General features: G+C 53.6%; 16 protein-coding genes. 8 read left to right on the top strand and 8 right to left on the bottom strand.

All coding sequences use genetic code 11. The annotated features are described in order from the left end of the window. Nucleotides 1-45: 45 nt before the first annotated feature. Nucleotides 46-1,011 carry an acetylxylan esterase gene (locus tag LOS79_RS11920; protein ID WP_315419786.1) on the bottom strand — a complete coding sequence of 322 codons (966 nt, stop codon included), beginning with the start codon at nucleotides 1,009-1,011 and terminating at the stop codon, nucleotides 46-48. A 123-nt stretch (nucleotides 1,012-1,134) separates the two neighbouring features. Between LOS79_RS11920 and LOS79_RS11925 the strand changes: the two genes are divergently transcribed. After that, a complete protein-coding gene (locus LOS79_RS11925; RefSeq protein ID WP_315419789.1) occupies nucleotides 1,135-1,950 on the top strand; it encodes a sugar phosphate isomerase/epimerase family protein in 816 nt (271 codons plus the stop codon). Here LOS79_RS11925 and LOS79_RS11930 read toward each other — a convergent pair. Then, nucleotides 1,947-2,189, bottom strand: coding sequence for a DUF1572 family protein (locus LOS79_RS11930; protein WP_397386753.1), 243 nt, complete (start codon nucleotides 2,187-2,189; stop codon nucleotides 1,947-1,949). The genes LOS79_RS11925 and LOS79_RS11930 overlap by 4 nt on opposite strands. A gap of 182 nt (nucleotides 2,190-2,371) precedes the next feature. Between LOS79_RS11930 and LOS79_RS11935 the strand changes: the two genes are divergently transcribed. Together LOS79_RS11935 and LOS79_RS11940 are read left to right on the top strand one after the other, a co-directional pair. After that, nucleotides 2,372-3,475, top strand: coding sequence for a glycosyltransferase family 4 protein (locus LOS79_RS11935; protein ID WP_315419792.1), 1,104 nt, complete (start codon nucleotides 2,372-2,374; stop codon nucleotides 3,473-3,475). A gap of 175 nt (nucleotides 3,476-3,650) precedes the next feature. Continuing rightward, nucleotides 3,651-4,412, top strand: a complete 762-nt coding sequence (locus tag LOS79_RS11940; RefSeq protein WP_315419795.1) for an SGNH/GDSL hydrolase family protein — start codon at nucleotides 3,651-3,653, stop codon at nucleotides 4,410-4,412. Nucleotides 4,413-4,433: 21 nt separating this feature from the next. On the opposite strand, the gene LOS79_RS11945 is transcribed toward LOS79_RS11940, so the two are convergent. Continuing rightward, nucleotides 4,434-5,228 (bottom strand): AraC family transcriptional regulator, encoded by a 795-nt coding sequence (locus LOS79_RS11945; RefSeq protein ID WP_315419798.1) that lies wholly within the window; start codon nucleotides 5,226-5,228, stop codon nucleotides 4,434-4,436. A gap of 157 nt (nucleotides 5,229-5,385) precedes the next feature. Here LOS79_RS11945 and LOS79_RS11950 point away from each other — a divergent pair, with 157 nt between their 5' ends. After that, nucleotides 5,386-6,729, top strand: coding sequence for a glycoside hydrolase family 30 protein (locus LOS79_RS11950; RefSeq protein ID WP_315419800.1), 1,344 nt, complete (start codon nucleotides 5,386-5,388; stop codon nucleotides 6,727-6,729). A gap of 134 nt (nucleotides 6,730-6,863) precedes the next feature. Here the strand turns inward: LOS79_RS11950 and LOS79_RS11955 are convergent, their stop codons facing one another. Next, on the bottom strand, nucleotides 6,864-7,985 hold the full coding sequence (locus LOS79_RS11955) for a tetratricopeptide repeat-containing glycosyltransferase family 2 protein (protein ID WP_315419803.1): 1,122 nt from the start codon (nucleotides 7,983-7,985) through the stop codon (nucleotides 6,864-6,866). A 209-nt stretch (nucleotides 7,986-8,194) separates the two neighbouring features. Between LOS79_RS11955 and thiD the strand changes: the two genes are divergently transcribed. Then, on the top strand, nucleotides 8,195-9,007 hold the full coding sequence (gene thiD, locus LOS79_RS11960) for a bifunctional hydroxymethylpyrimidine kinase/phosphomethylpyrimidine kinase (protein ID WP_315419805.1): 813 nt from the start codon (nucleotides 8,195-8,197) through the stop codon (nucleotides 9,005-9,007). 97 nt (nucleotides 9,008-9,104) lie between these two features. Here thiD and LOS79_RS11965 read toward each other — a convergent pair whose 3' ends face one another. The 3 genes from LOS79_RS11965 to LOS79_RS11975 all read right to left on the bottom strand — a co-directional run bounded on the left by LOS79_RS11965 (nucleotide 9,105) and on the right by LOS79_RS11975 (nucleotide 11,451). Beyond that, nucleotides 9,105-10,010: a hypothetical protein gene (locus LOS79_RS11965; protein WP_315419807.1), complete on the bottom strand. Its 906-nt coding sequence runs from the start codon at nucleotides 10,008-10,010 to the stop codon at nucleotides 9,105-9,107. Between the two features lie 84 nt (nucleotides 10,011-10,094). Further along, a complete protein-coding gene (locus tag LOS79_RS11970) occupies nucleotides 10,095-10,601 on the bottom strand; it encodes a GNAT family N-acetyltransferase (RefSeq protein ID WP_315419810.1) in 507 nt (168 codons plus the stop codon). After that, entirely contained in the window at nucleotides 10,594-11,451 is an 858-nt protein-coding gene (locus LOS79_RS11975; protein WP_315419813.1) for a helix-turn-helix domain-containing protein, read from the bottom strand. The genes LOS79_RS11970 and LOS79_RS11975 overlap by 8 nt, the downstream gene beginning before the upstream one ends. Before the next feature lie 123 nt (nucleotides 11,452-11,574). Between LOS79_RS11975 and LOS79_RS11980 the strand changes: the two genes are divergently transcribed. Further along, nucleotides 11,575-13,032: an alpha-L-fucosidase gene (locus LOS79_RS11980; protein ID WP_315419815.1), complete on the top strand. Its 1,458-nt coding sequence runs from the start codon at nucleotides 11,575-11,577 to the stop codon at nucleotides 13,030-13,032. Nucleotides 13,033-13,041: 9 nt separating this feature from the next. Then, nucleotides 13,042-13,932 carry a phosphotransferase gene (locus LOS79_RS11985; RefSeq protein WP_315419818.1) on the top strand — a complete coding sequence of 297 codons (891 nt, stop codon included), beginning with the start codon at nucleotides 13,042-13,044 and terminating at the stop codon, nucleotides 13,930-13,932. Between the two features lie 18 nt (nucleotides 13,933-13,950). Here the strand turns inward: LOS79_RS11985 and LOS79_RS11990 are convergent, their stop codons facing one another. Beyond that, nucleotides 13,951-14,760, bottom strand: coding sequence for an AraC family transcriptional regulator (locus tag LOS79_RS11990; RefSeq protein ID WP_315419820.1), 810 nt, complete (start codon nucleotides 14,758-14,760; stop codon nucleotides 13,951-13,953). 206 nt (nucleotides 14,761-14,966) lie between these two features. Here LOS79_RS11990 and LOS79_RS11995 point away from each other — a divergent pair, with 206 nt between their 5' ends. Next, nucleotides 14,967-18,080, top strand: a complete 3,114-nt coding sequence (locus tag LOS79_RS11995) for a beta-galactosidase, LacZ type (protein WP_315419822.1) — start codon at nucleotides 14,967-14,969, stop codon at nucleotides 18,078-18,080. The last annotated feature ends 865 nt before the right edge of the window (nucleotides 18,081-18,945 follow it).

The raw sequence follows: 18,945 nt of genomic DNA on the forward strand, positions 1-18,945 counted from the left end.
ATACCCTTCACACCATATGGCTCCCGCTAATCAGTCTCCCGGTCCTTATCGGCTAGAATCCAGCTGCTCCTGCAGGAAGCGCGCCGTAACCCGCTGCTGGAACTCGCCGACCTCATGCCCGGAAAACGGGTAATCCTGCATCTGCTTCGGTGCCTGAATGCGGTTATATGCAGCGTAGATAGTTTCCGGCATACATACAGTATCCTTCCAGCCTGAAGACATCAGAACCGGTGCAGTAAACCGGTGGGCCAGGTTCACAATGTCGAAGTAGGCAAGATTATGCAGCACCTGCTCCAGCTGCTCCGGGTAGCGTTTCAGATATTCGGCAATCTCGGTGAGCGAGCTGGTTGAATTCATCACTCCGAAATCCAGCCTGCACAGATTCGGGATGTCAGCAGCCACCGCCGCAACCCGGCGGCTGAGCGCTCCGGCCAGCAGGGCAATTCCGCCGCCCTGGCTGGCTCCGGTAATAGCGATCCGCGCCGGATCAGTCCCCGGCAGCTCCGCTGCCGCTTCTATAGCCCGTACGGTATCCATCGCAACCGCCAGATAGTAGGAGTGTTCCTTCTCAAGCAGCCCCTGGGTAATCCAGCCGCGGACTACACCCTGCTCGAGCGGGAGGAGATTTCCCGTCTCGCCCAGCTGGCCCCGCACATCCACGGCAAGAACTGAATAGCCGAGCAGAATATAACGGGCATAACGTTCCGGGTAGCCCCGGTCACCGGTGTAACCCGGAAACGTCACGATGCACGGCAGTTCCTCCTGCGCCGTTGCTGATGCCGGCCGGATATACCAGGCATGAATATCGGTTTCACCGTAACCTCTATAGCTGACCTTGCTAACCACCATGCCCGGATAAGGTGTAGCTTCGGGTATCATTCTCACGCACAGCGGCCGTCCTTCACTCTCTGCCAGCTGACTGTCCCAGAAAGTATCTATGGCCACCGCATCCAGCGTCGGCTCCGGCCGGCAGTTGTTCAGCTCTTGCTTGCGCAGTTCTATCGCATTCATTACTTAATTCCCCCTGTTTCTCATAAACTTCTTTATCATTGCAAGTCTTTGTAAGCGCATTTAATATTATAAATATAAATCGGTAGAATTCCAAAGGAGATGTTCAGCATTCGGTACGGAACGTTGGCACATACTGCAGGCTGCCTGCCGCTCAAGGAGCTTACAGCCGCACTGCAAACCTACAATATCGACTTCGTCCAGCTTGCCCTGTCCAAAGCCATTCAGGATATCGACACTTCCACAGGTAAACTGAGCCCCGGCCTGGCCTCTTACATCGGTGAGCAATTCGATAAGGCCGGCATCCGCATCGGTGTGCTCGGCTGCTATATCAATCCCGTTCATCCTGACCCGGCTCTCCGCCGTGCAGAGATTGACCGCTTCAAGGAGCATTTGCGGTATGCCCGCCAGCTCGGTGCCCCTATGGTCGCGACAGAGACTGGAGCCTTGACTACTTTTCAGGAAACCGATCCTTCCCGTTATGAAGAAATTGGCTGGGATACCCTCAGAGCCACTGTGGAGGAGCTGGCCGAGGAGGCTGAGAAATGGGGCGTGTTCCTGGGTCTCGAAGGTGTCTGTACCCACACCCTGTCCACCCCGGCCAAAATGCGCCGGATGCTCGATGAGGTTCCCTCCAGCGCAATCGGTGTAGTGTTCGACCCGTGCAACTGGATCGGCCATGATATCCAGCTGCAGGACGAGATTGTAGACAGCGCCTTCAGCCTGTTCGGAGACCGGATCATCGCCGCCCATCTGAAGGATATGTATGAAGACGGCTCCCGGATTCGTCATGGAAGCGCCGGCCGCGGGCTGTTCCATACGGCTGAATTCCTGAAGAAGCTGGAAGCCTGCAAGCCGATGATCGATGTATCCCTGGAAGATATAGCCGGGCCGGAGGTCAAAGAAACGATTGATTTGTTAAACAGCCTGCATAGACGCTAATTATAATGCTTCCAGTTCAGCAGATGCTGATCCTCTTCCTGCAGCCACCTTGCTGCAAATACAATCTGACCGGTGTGGTAGGCGTAATGCTCTGCCGTACCGATCAGAATCTTCTGAATGCTCCAGCCGTAGCCCTCCATCCCCAAATTTCCGGGATAATCAACGGTGACTGTCCGCTGCAGATCCTTCTCTGACAATGCCCCGATCACTGACCAGCTTTCTTCCCGCACATCCTGCATGATCCGCAGCAGTTCATCAGGCGCAATTCCGCCCCGGGCCAGAAATTCGCCAGCTCCTTTCCAAACTCCCCATTTACTGCAATCACGCCCTGTTTCCGGTACTTTTTGTTACTCACTGAATAAAATAGTATACATAGCGCAGGTTTGCAAGCACTCTCCAGCCAGAAAGGAAGAGATCATAGATGAGATTCACGTTCCCCATTCTCACCTTATGCCACGGCGGGGCACAACGCATGCTGGTGGAGCTCACGAATGGTCTGACCGCCAGAGGGCATCAGGTCATAATCCTCATGCCGCTTGGCGGAGATGTATCCTATACGGTTCATTCCACACTGCTGATTACCGATTATCCGCTGCTGCGTGAAACGGATTATCCGGTCAGCGATGTGATCGTTTCTAATTTCTATACTACTGTTCCGGTATCCGAGGCGGCCAGCCGGAACGGTAAAGGTCTTCATGTCCGTCTGTCCCTTTGTTATGAGCCGCCGTTTTTGCCGCAGAATGAAGTATCCTTTCCCTCCTATCATATTACCGATAAGCTGATCGTCCTGTCCCGGTGGCAGCAGGAGCTGATTGAGCTGGGCCATGGCATCAGCGGGAGTATTGTACCGGTAGGGATCAGCACCGCCTTCAAAAATATGCATATCCGCCACAGGCTTCAGGAGCCGCTGAATATTACAGCCATTCTGCGCAAAGTGGAGAACGGCTTCTCCTGGCACCGGGAACAGGATTATCTGGTGCAGCAGCTCGATTCCGTCAAGGCTAACCTGCCGGAGGTAAATATCAACTTCATCAGTCCGCCGGATGAATTCTACAGCTCGGAATCACTGCAGAGCATGAAGCGCAGCGGCAAATACCGCTTCTTCACGCCCAAAGATGATCATGAGCTCTGCTATCACTATAACGGCGCTGATATTTTCGTCAGCTCCAGTATATTTGATACCGGCTCCTTGCCGGGGCTGGAAGCGATGCGCTGCGGGGCAGCACTTGTGACTGTATATTCGGGAGGCAATCTGGAGTATGCCCGCCACGAGGAGAACTGCCTGCTCTCCTTCCGGCACGAGAACCGGCTTGCTGCCGATATCATCCGGCTGATTCAGGACCCGGCTCTGCGGATTCGCCTGGCCTCCAAAGGGGAGGCGGATTCCAAACGCTGGACCTGGAATAACAGCGTACGGATTATGGAGCAGACGATACTCGGCTTCTTGAACGGGAATTCTATACACCCTCCCTTGCAATCTCCGCTCCTGCAAAGATTAGGCGGGTTCAAAATGCGCCGGAATTAATCCGGAATGAAGAAACAATCCCGGTTCCGCCTATCCGGAACAGGGACTGTTTCTTCACACGGATCGCAGATTTCGGACAAGCTTCTGGTAAAGGAAACCATGACGAATATGCATAGGCAGCCTTAACTGTATGGTTTAGACTTAGGGTATACACTGGATTATCGGAGGCGAGAGAATGAATACGGGCGAAGAATACAAAGAAACTCCCGGCTTGGAGTTCAAATATATGGTCAGCGGAGACTCCATCTCAAGGGGTGTTGTCTATGATGAAGCAAGAAGCAAATACGTCATCCTGGAAGATAACTTTGTCTCTCTACTGCAGGGCAGGCTCAAAGGAGCCATGCGCAATACGGCCAGATTCGGCAATACACTGCTGAAAGGCTTCGGCAATCTGAAGCGGGATGTTCTGAAGGAGAAGCCGGATGTCGTGCTGATCGAATACGGAGGCAATGACTGCGACTTCCACTGGGAGGAAATCGCCGTAGATCCTGAAGCGGAGCACAGCCCCAAGACGGATTTCACTGCATTTGAGGATATGCTGCTTGATATGATTAATTTCCTGAAAGCTCAGGGCATCATCCCTGTCCTGATGAGTCTTCCTCCGCTCAATGCGGACAGTTACTTCAAATGGGTCAGCGGCAGCAACCCGGCATCGGAAGTCAATATTATGAAGTGGCTCGGCAGTGTTACCAAGATCTACTGGTGGCAGGAGCGGTACAATTCTACCATTATCAAGGTTGCCGAGAGTACCCGGACGAAGATTATTGATGTCAGAGGTGCCTTTCTCCAGCACCCGGATTACACGAAGTTCATCTGCCAGGACGGCATCCATCCTAACCGGGAAGGTCACCGGATAATCTATAACAAGGTCATGGATTACATACGGGCCAGCGAACCGCAGCTGCTGCTGGATCAGGCAGGGCTGCCGGGACGGTGATTGGCCGGCTAAACGTCAGCCCTACGAACGCCTCTGGTATCTTCCCGGAGCAACGCCGTAACGCTCCCGGAAGACCCGGTGGAAATAGGTGTAGCTGCCGAAGCCGGTCTCCTCTGCAATACGCTCCAGCGTATAATTGCTGTTGTCCATCAGCCGCAGCGCCATAGCCAGCCGGATCTGCACGGCATACTGCATTACCGAATAGCCGAACTGGTCCTTGAAGAGATGCACGGCCCGGGTCACGCTGATTCCGGCATGTCGGGCCACATCCTCCAGCCGGATCAGCGAGGTCGCATGCTCCTCCACGTAGTTCTTAATCTTCAGCCCCAGCAGAAGCGAAGCTGAGGAGGCCGCCGGCGCCTCGGCAATCGCCCGGTCCAGCAGCAGGCATAACGCTTTGAACAGCGCCTCCAGAATGTCCGGACTGCCGCCGTCCAGCCGTCTCTTCTCCAGAATCAGCTGCTGCCAGAGGCTGTGCAGCTTGCTGTCCTCGGCAATTCTCGATTTCTTCGCTCTGGCCTGCTTGCTCCACCAGCTGTCCACCCACTCCCCTGTACACATTACATAGTAATCCGCACTGTAGCCCAGCGGGCTCTCCTTCTCGCCAATCCGCAAATCATAGACGTCTCCAGGCTGGAACAGCAGCAGATCTCCCGGCAGAACCGGAACCATCTCCCCGTCAATCAGCGCCTCACATTCGCCTTCAGCCTGCAGCCTGATAATATAAGTATCCAGCCCGTCGCGGAATACATGCCAGAATGGCTGAATATGCCTTGAAAATGAGCTGAGCTGTATATCTACTCCGTTTGTTTCCATCCTCTGATCTCCTTTCCCTATTTGCGTCCCAGCCATCCTGCAGATATCCTGTGACCAGATCGTTGAGGTTATTAACCATATTGTTTCTTCAAAGGGCAGCAGAATACCTTCTATAATGAGACTATTCCTACAAACCTTCAGGAGGTAACACAACCCTATGAGCAGCACTACCATTCGTGTAATTCAGACAGCCAAAGAAACCGGCGACCGGCTCAGCGAAATACAGCCTCTGGCCTTCCGCCCGGATGCCTTGGAGCAGGAAATGGAGTTAATCAATATTTATGAGGATTTGGAATATCAGGAGATCGAGGGCTTTGGCGGGGCGCTGACTGAAGCCTCGGCGGTTACGCTGGCGAAGCTCAGTCCGGACAGGCAGCAGGAGATTATCGACGCCTATTTCCATCCAGAGCACGGCATCGGCTATACCCTGTGCAGATCCCACATCCAGAGCTGCGATTTCTCCACCGGCAACTACGCTTATGTTGAAGGTGTTGACCCTGAGCTGGCTACATTCAATATCTCGCGTGACCAGGCGTCGATCCTCCCGCTGATTAAGCGTGCAGCCGATGCAGTAGGCGGGAGCTTCCGGCTGTTCTCCTCACCGTGGAGCCCTCCGGCCTTCATGAAGACGAACGGGGAGATGAATAACGGCGGCAAGCTGAAGCCGGAATACAGGGAGGCCTGGGCTAATCTGTTCGTGAAATATATTCAGGCATACGCTGAAGCAGGCATCGCTATCTGGGCGGTCAGTGTGCAGAACGAAGCCAAGGCCAGGCAGATCTGGGATTCCTGTATCTATACTGCCGAGGAAGAAAAGGATTTCGTACGCGACCATCTTGGACCTGCCCTTGAAGCTGCCGGACTCGGCCATGTCAAAGTTATGATCTGGGATCATAATAAAGAACGGGTCTATGAGCGGGCAAAGACTGCTTTCGAGGACCAGGCGGCAGCAAAATATATATGGGGGATCTGCTTCCACTGGTACTCCGGCGACCATTTCGAAGCATTGAGCGCAGTGCATGAGCGTTACCCTGACAAGAAGCTGTTCTTCAGCGAAGGCTGTCAGGAGGGCGGTGTACACCTGGGCTCCTGGAACACAGGCGAGCGTTACGGCCATGATATCATCGGCAACCTGAACAACTGGATGTCCAGCTGGACGGACTGGAATATTGTGCTTGATGAGCAGGGCGGACCGAACCATGTCGGCAACTTCTGTGATGCGCCGGTAATCGGTGATACGCAGCAGGATAAAGTGATTTATGAAAGCTCATTTTACTACATCGGCCATTTCAGCAAATATATCCGTCCGGGCGCCGTCCGCGTTGGCAGCTCCAGATATACGGACAAATTCGAGACTACCGCATTCCGTAATACTGACGGTACCTACGCCGTTGTAATTCTCAACCGGACAGACAGCGAGCTGCCGTATACGCTGCATTTCCAGGGCCAGCTGGCCGGGAATTCCATTCCGGCGCATGCGATTCAGACCTTGCTGTTCTAAGTAATAAGAACCGGGAATGCCTGTCCGCAGGCGGACTGTTTCGTCTTCATTTAACAAAAGCGCTTCTCAAGCTGCGGCCTGAGAAGCGCTTTTGTTATGCCCTTCAGCAGCATGCAGTTGATGCAGCCATGCTGCTACTCCGGCTGCTCTCCCGCAAGCTCCTTCGGCTGCAGTGAGACATATTTGTCACCCAGCAGGTTCCGGAAGTAGTTGCGGTTATACAGCATACTGGGATGGCTGGGCAGGTGGAGCAGCGCTGCTTCGTTGAACAGGTTAGCCCGCTCGTGCTGTCCCAGCCGGTCATAACAGAGTGCAAGCTGCAGATTCGGCAGCCAGGTGGCATAAGCCTCATTCTTCACGCCCATGGAAGCATTCTGCCGCGGGAGCATCAGCGCAAGCTCATACCAGTAGACAGCCTGCTGCAGCTGGCCCTTCTCTACATGCCAGGCTCCTAACCTGCAGCAGAACTCTGCACGGGGAGCGTCATACTGCAGGCTGCGGGTCATTGCCGTGAACGCTGCCCCCGTGTCTCCAAGACGTTCCCGGCACTCGGCCAGCCGCAGGCAGGCCTGAATATTATCTTCAATCCAGCCCTGTCCGCCGTCCAGGAACTGCTCGTAATACCGGCTGGCCTCAGCATGAATGCCATGATCACGCAGTTCATTGGCATAATAATACTGGTCACGCGGCGAGAAATTCTCTCTCTCAGCTGCCCGTTTCCGGTAGATCCGCAGATTGCGGTCCGTATAGGCTTTATCTTTTTCATGAGTAATACAGACCTCACTGCTGTAAGATGGCCCGTATACCTCCAAGTATTCATGCACCGGGCCAATCCATTTGAACCCGCAGGAGCGCCGGACCAGTCGGTTGCGCCTAAGCGAAGTAACCACCTTGCCCTCTCCGTCAAAAGCGAGATTATACTGCATATTCACACTGTCCACATGATCCGGAAATGACTCCTTCAGCCTGCGGAACAGCAGCTGATCCTCTTCCTTCAGGTAATCATCCGCATCCAGCCAGAAAATATATTCTTTGGTCGCCTGGCTGAAGGCGAAATTGCGGGCAGCGGAGAAATCGTCAATCCAGGTAAAATCACGGATGACCGCGCCGAAGGAACGGGCGATCTCCTTCGTCTGATCATCCGAGCCGGTATCAACGATGATGATTTCATCGGCAAGACCGCGCACGGAAGAGAGGCAGCGGGGCAGACTTTGCTCCTCATTGCGGACAATCATGCATAAACTGATTTCAATCATGGCAGCCTCCTGAGCAAAAATTCCATTTTGCTATCATGATATGCTGCACAGCAGAATTGATCCCCTGTTCAGGCCTACAGGTGAAATTGAAGTCTTGTACTTTTTTTGCGGACGATGTCCATGATATTTGGTATAATATTCGAAGTGTTATTAGCTTCAGCTTGGAATCACACTCCAAACTATCCATACACAAAAAGGGGACGTTACCTTTGTCAAAAATTATCAAGACGCTAACTATTGCCGGCAGTGACTCCAGCGGAGGCGCAGGCATTCAGGCTGACCTCAAAACCTTTGAGGAATACGGCACCTATGGCTTCAGCGCATTGACTACTATCGTTACTATGGACCCTGACCGGGGCTGGCACCATAATGTGTACCCGGTAGATGCTGCACTTGTTGCTGAACAGCTGAAAACAGTCTTCGCCGGCGGCCCCGTCGACGCTATGAAGACAGGCATGCTGGGCAGTGTAGAGATCGTTCAGGTAACTGAACAGGCAATCAAGAGCAATCTGCAGACCAATGTTGTTATCGACCCTGTTATGGTCTGCAAAGGTGAAGATGAAGTGCTCAACCCGGAAAGCGCCAACGCTATCCGTGACCTGCTGCTGCCGCTGGCTACAGTAGCTACACCAAATCTGTTCGAAGCCGGTGTCCTGTCCGGGCTGGGCAAGCTGAGCACACTGGATGACATGAAGGAAGCTGCCCGCCTGATCCATGAGCTCGGCACGAAGAATGTAGTCGTTAAAGGCGGTAAGGCGCTGGGCGGCGACATGGCGATTGATGTCTTCTATGACGGCAACGAATATACCGTGCTGGAGACAGCCAAGATTGAGCCGGCTTATAATCACGGCGCAGGCTGCACCTTCGCCGCGGCGATTACAGGCGGCCTGGCTAACGGTCTGACCGTGAAGGAAGCGGTAGTGAAGGCGAAGGATTTCGTCTCCGCAGCGATCCGTAACGGTTATGCCTTTAATCAGTATGTAGGACCTGTATTCCACGGCGGCTACCGCCTGGAGCAATAAGACATAAATACGAAACCTCTCTTCCGTAATGGCGTGTGAACAACCATTTGGAAGAGAGGTTTCTTTGTATAACTATTGGTCACCCGGCAGGGTTATTTTACTTAGCGGCCTGCTCCTCAGCAATATGCTTCACGAAGGCTAAGGTCTTGTCCTTGTTGTCCTCGCCAAGCACACTGATAATAATCGATTTCACATTATAATCAATCGGCAGTGCAGAGATGAACGGAGAGTTCATAATATCCACGCCGTACAGCTCTTTGGCGCCGGTATCTTCATTTGTTCCCCAACGCATACGGGTATCGTCAGCTGCAAGCTTGCCGTCCGCCGTAATCGTCTCGAGATTCTGGAAGCCCGCCTGTCCGCCGATCCATTCGATGGTCGCATCATCCAGAATAATGATATCCGGCCTGTTGGCTGCCAGCTCCACTATAGCTTTTTGCATATGGTTCATATCCAGCGTATCCGCGCCTTCACCCGTCTTCGGCAGATATACTATGCTGGCTTCCACCCGCTTCCACTGCGGATAAGCAGCAACGATGGCCTGCTCCAAATCTGCTGTACTCCCGCTGCTGTCCTTAGCCCCGAAATTGCCTATGAACATTATGGTCGCATCCACCGGCGGCAGAGAGGCGAGATACTGTCTATGCTGATAATTATCGTACAGTGCCTTCCCGCCGAATATCAGCACAAGCACAGCGATAATCCCCAGGATCACATGAGTTTTGTACAGCCGCATAAAGGTTTCCCATTTGCTCGCGGTGCCGGAGAACCGCCCGTATTTCGCAAGCCGCTCATCCTCGGCCTCCTGAATCTCCTGCTCATCCCATGTATCCAGAATCAGCTTGAACGCCTGGAAATCCGCCTCGTATGCAGCAATCTCTTCATCCGTTCTGAGCGTCCGTCTGCGCTTCAGCAGCAGGTCAAACCGCTTGTTGAGTTCCTCTCTGGTTACGGTTTCAGATAGTTCTAACCGCGAGTACGCTTGCTTCAGTTTTTCGTTCACATTCCATTCTCCTTTGGTATGTATAATGCCATAGTTCTATATTAACAGACTTTCCCCTGTATTCTCCACTCGCGCGCCGGAGACTCAGAATGGCCCTGCCGTTTCCATCAGCAGAAACTCTGTTTCACTGTCCCCGTATCTGTTCACGAAGCGCTGTCCGGGCAGAAATCCCGCCTTCTTGTAGAGACTTACAGCTCTAAGATTAAATGCAGCTACAGATAACCTGAACCGCCTGGCGGGATAATTCTGCTGCCCGAATTTCATCCCCGCCTGGAGAAAGGCAAGCCCCCGGCCCCCTCCCGTCAGCTCCGGTCTTAAGCCAAGGCCAATATCCAGCGCTGTGCCGTCCAGGTACAGTCCCTGCTGCACCCCGCCCCCAACCTGGGCATTCCTTCCGTAACAGAAGAATCCGATAAGCGTCCCGTCCGGAGTGCGTACACCGAAATAGGAGCCGTCCATTAGCTCTTCAATATCCTCTGAATCATCAGAATCCTCCATCATATTGTACATGGCATACGGTGCATCGTATTTCCAGTGCAGAATCTCCCTGGCTGACTGCTCGTCCATTAAACGGATCTGATAATCACTCATTGCGTATCCCCTCCTGATTCATATGAACAGGAAGCAGCTGCTTCCTGAATTCTGTAGGCGCCAGGCCGGCATGCTTCTTGAACTGCTTGGAGAAATAGAACAGATCTCCGAAGCCGAGCCGGGCGGCAATCTCGCTTACCGAGCCGGATGTCGCTGTCAGCAGCTCCTTGGCCTTCTCGATTTTCTGCCTGGTGATGTACTGCATCGGCGGCACGCCGATCTGCTGCTTGAACAGGCGCATGAAGTAATTCGGGTGCATATATGCAATTTCGGCAAGCTCATGAATGGTGATGTTACGTTCAATGTTCGCTGTGATATAGTCCAGCACAGCAGTCAGCTTGCGGGCGGAGCCGAGATTCTTATAGGTGATTTCGCCTGGCTCAAGATTCATCAGATACTGGGAGAACAGCTCCAGCAGTCTGCTCTTGGCCAGCAGCGGCGCATAGACGGCATCCGATTTGGCACTGCCGGTAATGCCTTTGAACAGCGTCTCGACCATGTCCGGGTCCTGCGGGATGCATACATGGCTCAGCTCCAGGATACGGAACAGATTGATCTCTCCCACCTTGGCACTGAAATGACACCAGTACTTGAGAAAGGGCTGCCCGCTGATGCATGAGTAGGACTGCTTCACACCTTCCGGCATCAGAATCAGCTCTCCCGGCTTAGGATAATATTCCTGATCGCCAATCTTCAGCCACCCTTCCCCGCCGATGATGTAATAGAACTTGCTGTAGTCCGGCGTATAGTCCAGATCTCTCCACCGCGTGGTGCACTGGTTGTAATCGGCCATAAGCAGATCAACCTTGAGATTGGATAAATAGCCGGTAAGCAGCGCGCGATGATCCATGGACCAGACCGCCTTAAAGGTTATTTTTGTACATCAGAAAGTTAGTGCTGTACATTCTTTATCCTCTCCGTGCCCGGTACAATGAAAGCGTTATAACCCACACGAGAGGATGGAACACATACGATGAACACTGCTGACTATTTGCAATTGATCGACGATACGATTAAGAACGGACCTTACAAGGATGACTGGAACTCACTTAGCGGTTATCCGGTGCCGGAGTGGTACCGCCAGGCCAAATTCGGGATTTTCATTCACTGGGGGCTTTATTCCATACCCGCTTTCAGCAATGAGTGGTATTCACGCAACATGTACATTCAAGGCTCGAAGGAGTATGAGCATCATCTTGCTGTCTACGGCAGCCACAAGGACTTCGGCTATAAGGATTTCATCCCCTTGTTCAAGGCTGAGCAGTTCGATCCCGGGGAATGGGCCCGGCTGTTCAAAGCTTCCGGTGCCAAATATGTTGTCCCTGTAGCAGAGCATCATGACGGCTTCCAGATGTATAAAAGCGCTGTCTCCCATTATAACACGTACGAGATGGGTCCCGGGCGGGATATTATCGGCGAGCTGAAGGCCGCCTTTGCGGAGCAGGGAATTGAGCTGGGGGTCTCCTCCCACCGGGCTGAGCACTGGTTCTTCATGTCCCACGGCAAAGAGTTTGATTCCGACATCCGGGAGCCGCTTGTACGCGGTGATTTCTACTGGCCGTCCATGCCGGAGCCGGATCATCATGATCTGCAGGGCTCACCTCCTTCCGCAGAGTATCTGGAAGACTGGCTGATCCGCTGCTGTGAGCTGGTAGACCAGTATCAGCCGAAGATGGTTTACTTTGACTGGTGGATCGAGAATCTGGTATTCAAGCCCTATCTGAAAAAATTCGCCGCCTACTATTACAACAGGGCTGCAGAATGGGGCATTACGGCAGCTATCAATTACAAGCATGACGCCTTTATGTTCGGCACAGCGATTCCGGATGTCGAGCGCGGGCAATTCGCCGAGCTGAAGCCCTATTACTGGCAGACCGATACGGCGGCGGCAAGAAACTCCTGGTGTTATACGGAGAATAATGAATACAAATCTGCGGTGGAGATTATCCGGGATCTGGCTGATATCGTCAGCAAGAACGGCAATCTGCTGCTGAATGTCGGGCCGAAGGCTGACGGCAGCTTTGCCGCAGAAGATAAAGCGATCCTGTCTGCGATTGGCAGCTGGCTTAGCATCAACGGCGAGGCTATTTACGGGACCTCCTACTGGCGCACATTTGGCGAAGGGCCGACTGTGATTGAGGAAGGGCAGTTCACGGACGGCAATGCCAAGGTGTTCACACCTGAAGATATCCGCTTTACCGTCAAAGGAAGCGCTCTGTATGCAACCGTTCTGGTATATCCTGCGGATGGTGTGGTACGCATCAAAACGTTAAGGGAAAAATCGCCATACTTCGAAGGGGTCATCCGGGAAATTACCGTATTAGGCTTCGAAGAGCAGCCGGTCTGGACACGGGATGCAGGTGCTTTAACAATAAGGACTACGGCTGTTGCCAGCGATGCACCGGTCGTATTCCGGCTTGAACTGGAGTGAGGTGACCCCATGAGCGGACGAAATGAACTTTGGAAGCAGATGATTGAGGACAGGCTTCAGTGGGATATGCAGGATACTGCCATTGAATATCAGCAGGATGGCCTGACTAACCAGAATTATATCATCAAGAACGGGCCGGACAGGCTGGCTCTGCGGATCAGCGGCAGCAATGCAGACCGGCTGGGCATCAACCGGGAGGCTGAGCTGGCGGCTATGCAGGCGGCGGCAGCTATCGGAGTAGGCGCAGAGATTGTCTATTTCTCCACCGAAACAGGGCATATGATAACGAAGGTGATTGAAGGCCGGAAGTGGAGCGATGCCGATGCGGGGACTGCGGTGAACATGAAACGGATTGCGGATACTTTGCGCAAAGTACACGAAATGCCCGCAATTCCCTTCGAATTCTCCCCCTACCGGGATATTGAAGACAGAATCCGCTATTGCGGATTGCATCAGCTTGGGCTGCCCGGAGATCTGGATAAGCTGCTGGATAAGCTCGCCGCGATTGAAGAGGCCCGGGCGGCAGAAGGCCTGCTGCATGGTGCGCTGTGCCATAATGACCCGTTCCCGAACAACTTCCTTGATGACGGAAATGTCCGGCTGATCGACTGGGAATATGCCGGCATGGGCGATATTCTGTTTGATCTGGCCTGCGTATGCGCGTCTTATTCCCCGGCGCAGAAGGAAAGCTTTCTCACGCATTATTTCGGGCAATGTGACGCGGCCACACTGCACAGCCTTGAACAGATGTCCTATGTCGTCACCTTCTGGAATGCTATGTGGGCGGTGCTGCAGACACATACACTTAAGCCGGTTGAAGCCGGGGTGTCTGCTGAGCCGCCTGCAGATTACCGCCAGATGGCAGACTGGATGTTCGCCCGGCTGCGGGAAACCTTGTGAGCCGGAGCTGTTCAGCCCTTAATCCAGACCGTGCAGGCGCCGCCATTCCTCCGGCTGCATCCCGGTAAGCCGCTTGAAAACAGCGCAGAAGTAACTGATATTCTCGAATCCGGCCTGCCGGGCGATGTCGTAAATACGCTGCCCCCGGCTGCTGAACATGAGCTGCTTGCTGCGGTTGACCCGCTGCTTGTTGACATAGGCGACAGGCCGCTCGCGGACGGTCCGCTGGAACAGCCGGCACAGGTATTGCGGCGACACTTCAGCAACCTCGGCCAGCTCCTTCAGCAGCAGCGGGCGGTGCAGCTGCTGTTCGATATACTGCAGCACCGGCTTTATCCGCTCGAGTTCATTATCCTCATTTGCAGCGGGCAGCAGATTTTTCTTCAAGTCGAGCAGCAGGGCATACAGCAGCTTTGAACGTTCCAGATTGTCATGCAGCTCATTGCCGGATGACATCGTAAGCATCTCCTCCAGCGGACCCAGGATGGGCTCTGCTCTTAACGAGCCCACCCCGGATTCGCGGATTCCGGCATAGAGCAGCATCTGGGCAGCCTCCCGGCCCTGGAATGAAATCCAGGCCAGCTCCCATTCCTTGCTGAGCGGGGTATAGGAATGGGGAATATCCGGGTAGAGAAACATGATGTCCCCGGCACCGGCAACATAACGTTTATCCCCAATCGTCAATTCACCTTTGCCCCCAAGCACCTGGTGAAGCTGGTAATCCGGAAAGCCGGCCGGCCGCACCGTTTCCTCCTGATGCTCCCAATATCCGATCGTTGTCGCATACAGCGGCAGCGGCAGTGTCTCCTCCATCTCGCAAAAAATCATTAAGCTTTGCAACTGAATCCCTCTCTCCGTGTAGCTTTCTGCGGGGCCGCCCGGCCCTCTGCCAGGTCCCTGCTTCCCTCCATCATACCTGTCTACAGTTTCAATATCCAGTTTCATATTTTGTTATAAGTGACGAATATCATTATATATACCCGGAACATTCTCCATTCTATAATATGAATATAACAATATAAGGAGATGTTAACTTGCGCCATAAACTCTCATACCAGCCGCCTGCAAACGGATATCCGGAATGGAATAATAATCCTGAGCTTTTCCAAATAAACCGGTTAGATGCACACGCCTCCATGATGTCCTACCCGGCTGTTGCTGAAGCCCTGCAGGGTGACAAATCAGCCTCCTCCCGTTATCAGTCCTTGAACGGAACCTGGAAATTCGCCTTTGCCGAAACACCGGAAGCACGGATTAAGGATTTCTATACATCCGGTTTCGACTGCGGAGACTGGGCCGATATTGCGGTCCCTTCCCACTGGCAATTCCAGGGGTATGATTACCCGCAATACACCAATGTACGCTATCCATGGGCCGTGTCCGAGCCGGACCTGAAGCCTCCCTTCGCCCCGACCGTGTATAACCCGGTCGGCTCTTATCTCCGCAGCTTCACCGTGCCGCAAGAATGGGACGGACAACCCGTGTACCTCAGCTTCCAGGGCGTAGAATCCGCCTTCTATGTCTGGGTCAACGGTGAACTCGCCGGCTACTCCGAGGATACCTTTACCCCTTCAGAATTCGATATTACAGCTTATCTGGTTCCGGGAGAGAATAAGCTGGCAGTAGAAGTCTACCGCTGGTGTGATGCGAGCTGGCTGGAGGATCAGGATTTCTGGCGGCTGAGCGGCATCTTCCGCGATGTATATCTGTACACCGCACCGCCTGTGCGGGTTGCCGACTTCTTCGTGCAGACAGAGCTGGACGAGAGCTTCACGGATGCGCAGCTGAATGTGAACGTGACAGTTGAGAATTATTTCGGCAATGCAATCAGCGCACATGCGGTACAGGCACAGCTGTATGACAGTAATGAACAGCCGTTATGGGCATTACCGCTCACAGCCGGTGTTGACTTCCTGCAGGAGGGGGTTCAGCAGCTGCAGCTGTCCGCTGATGTGAAGAGCCCGCTCAAATGGAGTGCAGAGAAGCCTAATCTGTATACACTCGTTATCTCTGTAATTAACGGCCAGGGACAGCTGCTGGAAGCAGTGAGCTCCAGAGTAGGCTTCCGCACCTTCGAGATCCGTGACGGCCTCATGAAGATCAACGGCAAGCGGATTGTGCTGAAGGGCACCAACCGTCATGAATTCTCCTGCGACACCGGACGGGCGCTCTCCAAGGAGGATATGATTACCGATATCAAGCTGATGAAGCTGCATAATATCAACGCTGTGCGGACCTCCCATTATCCGAATCAGTCCGTATGGTATGAGCTGTGCGACGAATACGGGCTCTATGTCATTGATGAGACGAATCTGGAGACCCACGGCGCCTGGCAGTACGGCCAGCAGGAGCTGAATGAAGGCAATGTTCCCGGCAGCAGACCGGAGTGGCGGGCTAACGTCATTGACCGCTGTAACTCTATGATGCAAAGAGACAAGAATCATCCGTCAGTCATCATCTGGTCACTCGGCAACGAGTCCTTCGGCGGCGATAACTTCCTGGCGATGCATGACTATCTGCGGGAAGCCGATCCGACCCGTCCGGTGCATTATGAGGGAGTCTTCCATTACAGACCGTCGGAGGCCGCAAGTGATATCGAGTCCACCATGTACATCAAACCGGTGGATGTGGAAAGATATGCACTGCTGAATCCTAAGAAACCTTATATCCTGTGCGAATACAGCCATGCGATGGGCAACTCCTGCGGCGGTCTGCATCTGTATACCGAGCTGTTTGACAAGTATGACATTATCCAGGGCGGTTTCATCTGGGACTGGGTGGATCAGGCGATCCGCACCTCTACTCCTGACGGCACCGAGTATCTGGCCTACGGCGGCGATTTCGGCGAGAATCCGCATGACGGCAACTTCAGCGGCAACGGGCTGCTGTTCGCTGACCGGACCGTAACCCCTAAGCTGTACGAGATTAAGAAATGCTACCAGAGCATCGTGATCACCGCCCTTGACCTGCAAGCAGGGCGGCTCCAGGTACGGAATAACTACCTGTTCACTAATCTGGAAGACTATCAGCTCAGCTGGAGTGTTGACCTGGACGGAGTGACCGCGCAGAAAGGTCAGCTGGCGCTTGCTGGCGTACCGGGAGAAGCTGTTGAGGTTACTATTCCATTCGATTCAAATCTGCTTGGCAACGGTAAAGAAGCTGTCCTGAAGGTTTCCTTTGTGCAGCAGGAAGAGACAGACTGGTCCGCAGCAGCGCACGAAATCGCCTGGGAGCAGTTTATACTGTCACCATACCTTCCTGCAGCCGCGCCGTTTATTCCAGGCAGCACGCTGCAGGTTCAGGAGCAGGACGGGCTGGTGAGCTTCTCCGGCGGCAGCTTTGCCCTGTCCTTCGATCCGGCAAGCGGCCTGCTCGTTTCTTACCAGTCCTCCGGCCAAGAGCTGCTGCTTGCCCCGGCAAGACCCAACTTCTGGCGGGCTGTAACCGATAATGATCTCGGCAACAAACACCAGGAGCGCTGTGCGGTCTGGAAGGACGCCTCTTACAGCCGTCAGCTCACCGGCTTCAGCTGCCGGACAGAGGGTCAGCTTGGCCTCGTAACCGCTGATTACGTGCTGGATACCAAGCCTTCGTCCACCCTGCGTATGCAGTATGAGATCTCCCCGGACGGCTCGGTGACGGTTACGCAAGAGCTGAATCCGGGCAGCAGCAAGCTGCCTGAGATTCCGGAATTCGGCATTGTCTTCGAGCTGGACAGCAGCCTCGACACGATTTCCTGGTATGGCCGCGGCCCGCATGAGAACTATTGGGACCGGCAGAGCGGCGCTCCGCTGGGTCTGTACAGCGGCAAGGTCAGCGGACAGTTCACACCTTATCTCCGTCCGCAGGAATGCGGCAACAAGACCGATGTGCGCTTCGCTGCCGTTACTGCAGGCGAAGCAGGAGCCGGCCTGCATGTGACCGGCGCTAATCCGCTGGAGGTGAATGCCCTCCCTTGGACTGCCGCTGAGCTTGAAGCAAGCGATCACGGCTACAAGCTGCCGGCCTCAGATAAAACTGTGCTGCGCGTCAACTACAAGCAAATGGGCGTAGGCGGAGACGACAGCTGGGGTGCACCTACCCACGCTGAGTTCACCCTGCCGGCCAACCGGCCGTATGCCTTCAGATTTACACTATCTTTGCTGTAAACTGCACTTAGAACTTCTTTTTTTGAACAAAGGTTGTCCCGGGCCATGTAATGGCGGCTCGGGGCAGCCTTTTTTTAAATCATAACTATATAGATTGAACTAAAAAACTTTAGAAAAAAAGAGTCGGTGGTGGTGGAGGGATATACAGGGGCACTAGCGACCTCCTGAATTACAAAATTCTCACCATAAACAGCGGTAATCATCAAAAAATTTGGAAATAACGGCGGCAGGAAGTCCAAAACTCATCTTTAAGCGGAAAATCATGTACAATGAGCTGCCGCGCGCAGGTAAATGGGTTGAATGTACCCTCCATTAAGAAAATCAGCCAGCCACGCAACGGTTGTTCAAGTGACTAGCTTAGCGTTACGGACATGAGAGACGTTAAGCCTGCGGAAAGGTACCTGAGTGCCGGACCTTAAGGACATCAGCGCCGTTATTTCACCGGAAAAGCGGAGTTTACCCGTGAAAAGCGGCGGATAAGGGCTGTCATGTCCGTAAGCCTGCCCCAATGACCTTTTTTGAGCGAATAAAGGCTGTGGCGTCCGTAAGGATCAGCTTGGGAGTGTATTTGAACCAGACAGATGGGATTGGCCCTCTATAACTTGCTCCACCCCCACGTTTGGCTTCCTTAGTGGGAGCCAGCGCCAACAATCGTGTACAATAAGCTGTCGCGCGGGTAGGCGGTGAGTATATTAGAATGAATTTCGGCTGTTTAGCAATCCTAAATCAACATATAGCTTTCCAGTTCAAGCTATATAGATATAATTAGAACACTTACTTACAGCTTGTCCCCCCTTGCTTGTTCGTCCGGGTTCATCAATGCCCCCCCTTTAATCCTTACGGACCTTAGTGCACTTATTTCCTC

The organism is Paenibacillus sp. MMS20-IR301, assembly GCF_032302195.1.
GTDB lineage: Bacteria > Bacillota > Bacilli > Paenibacillales > Paenibacillaceae > Paenibacillus_AQ.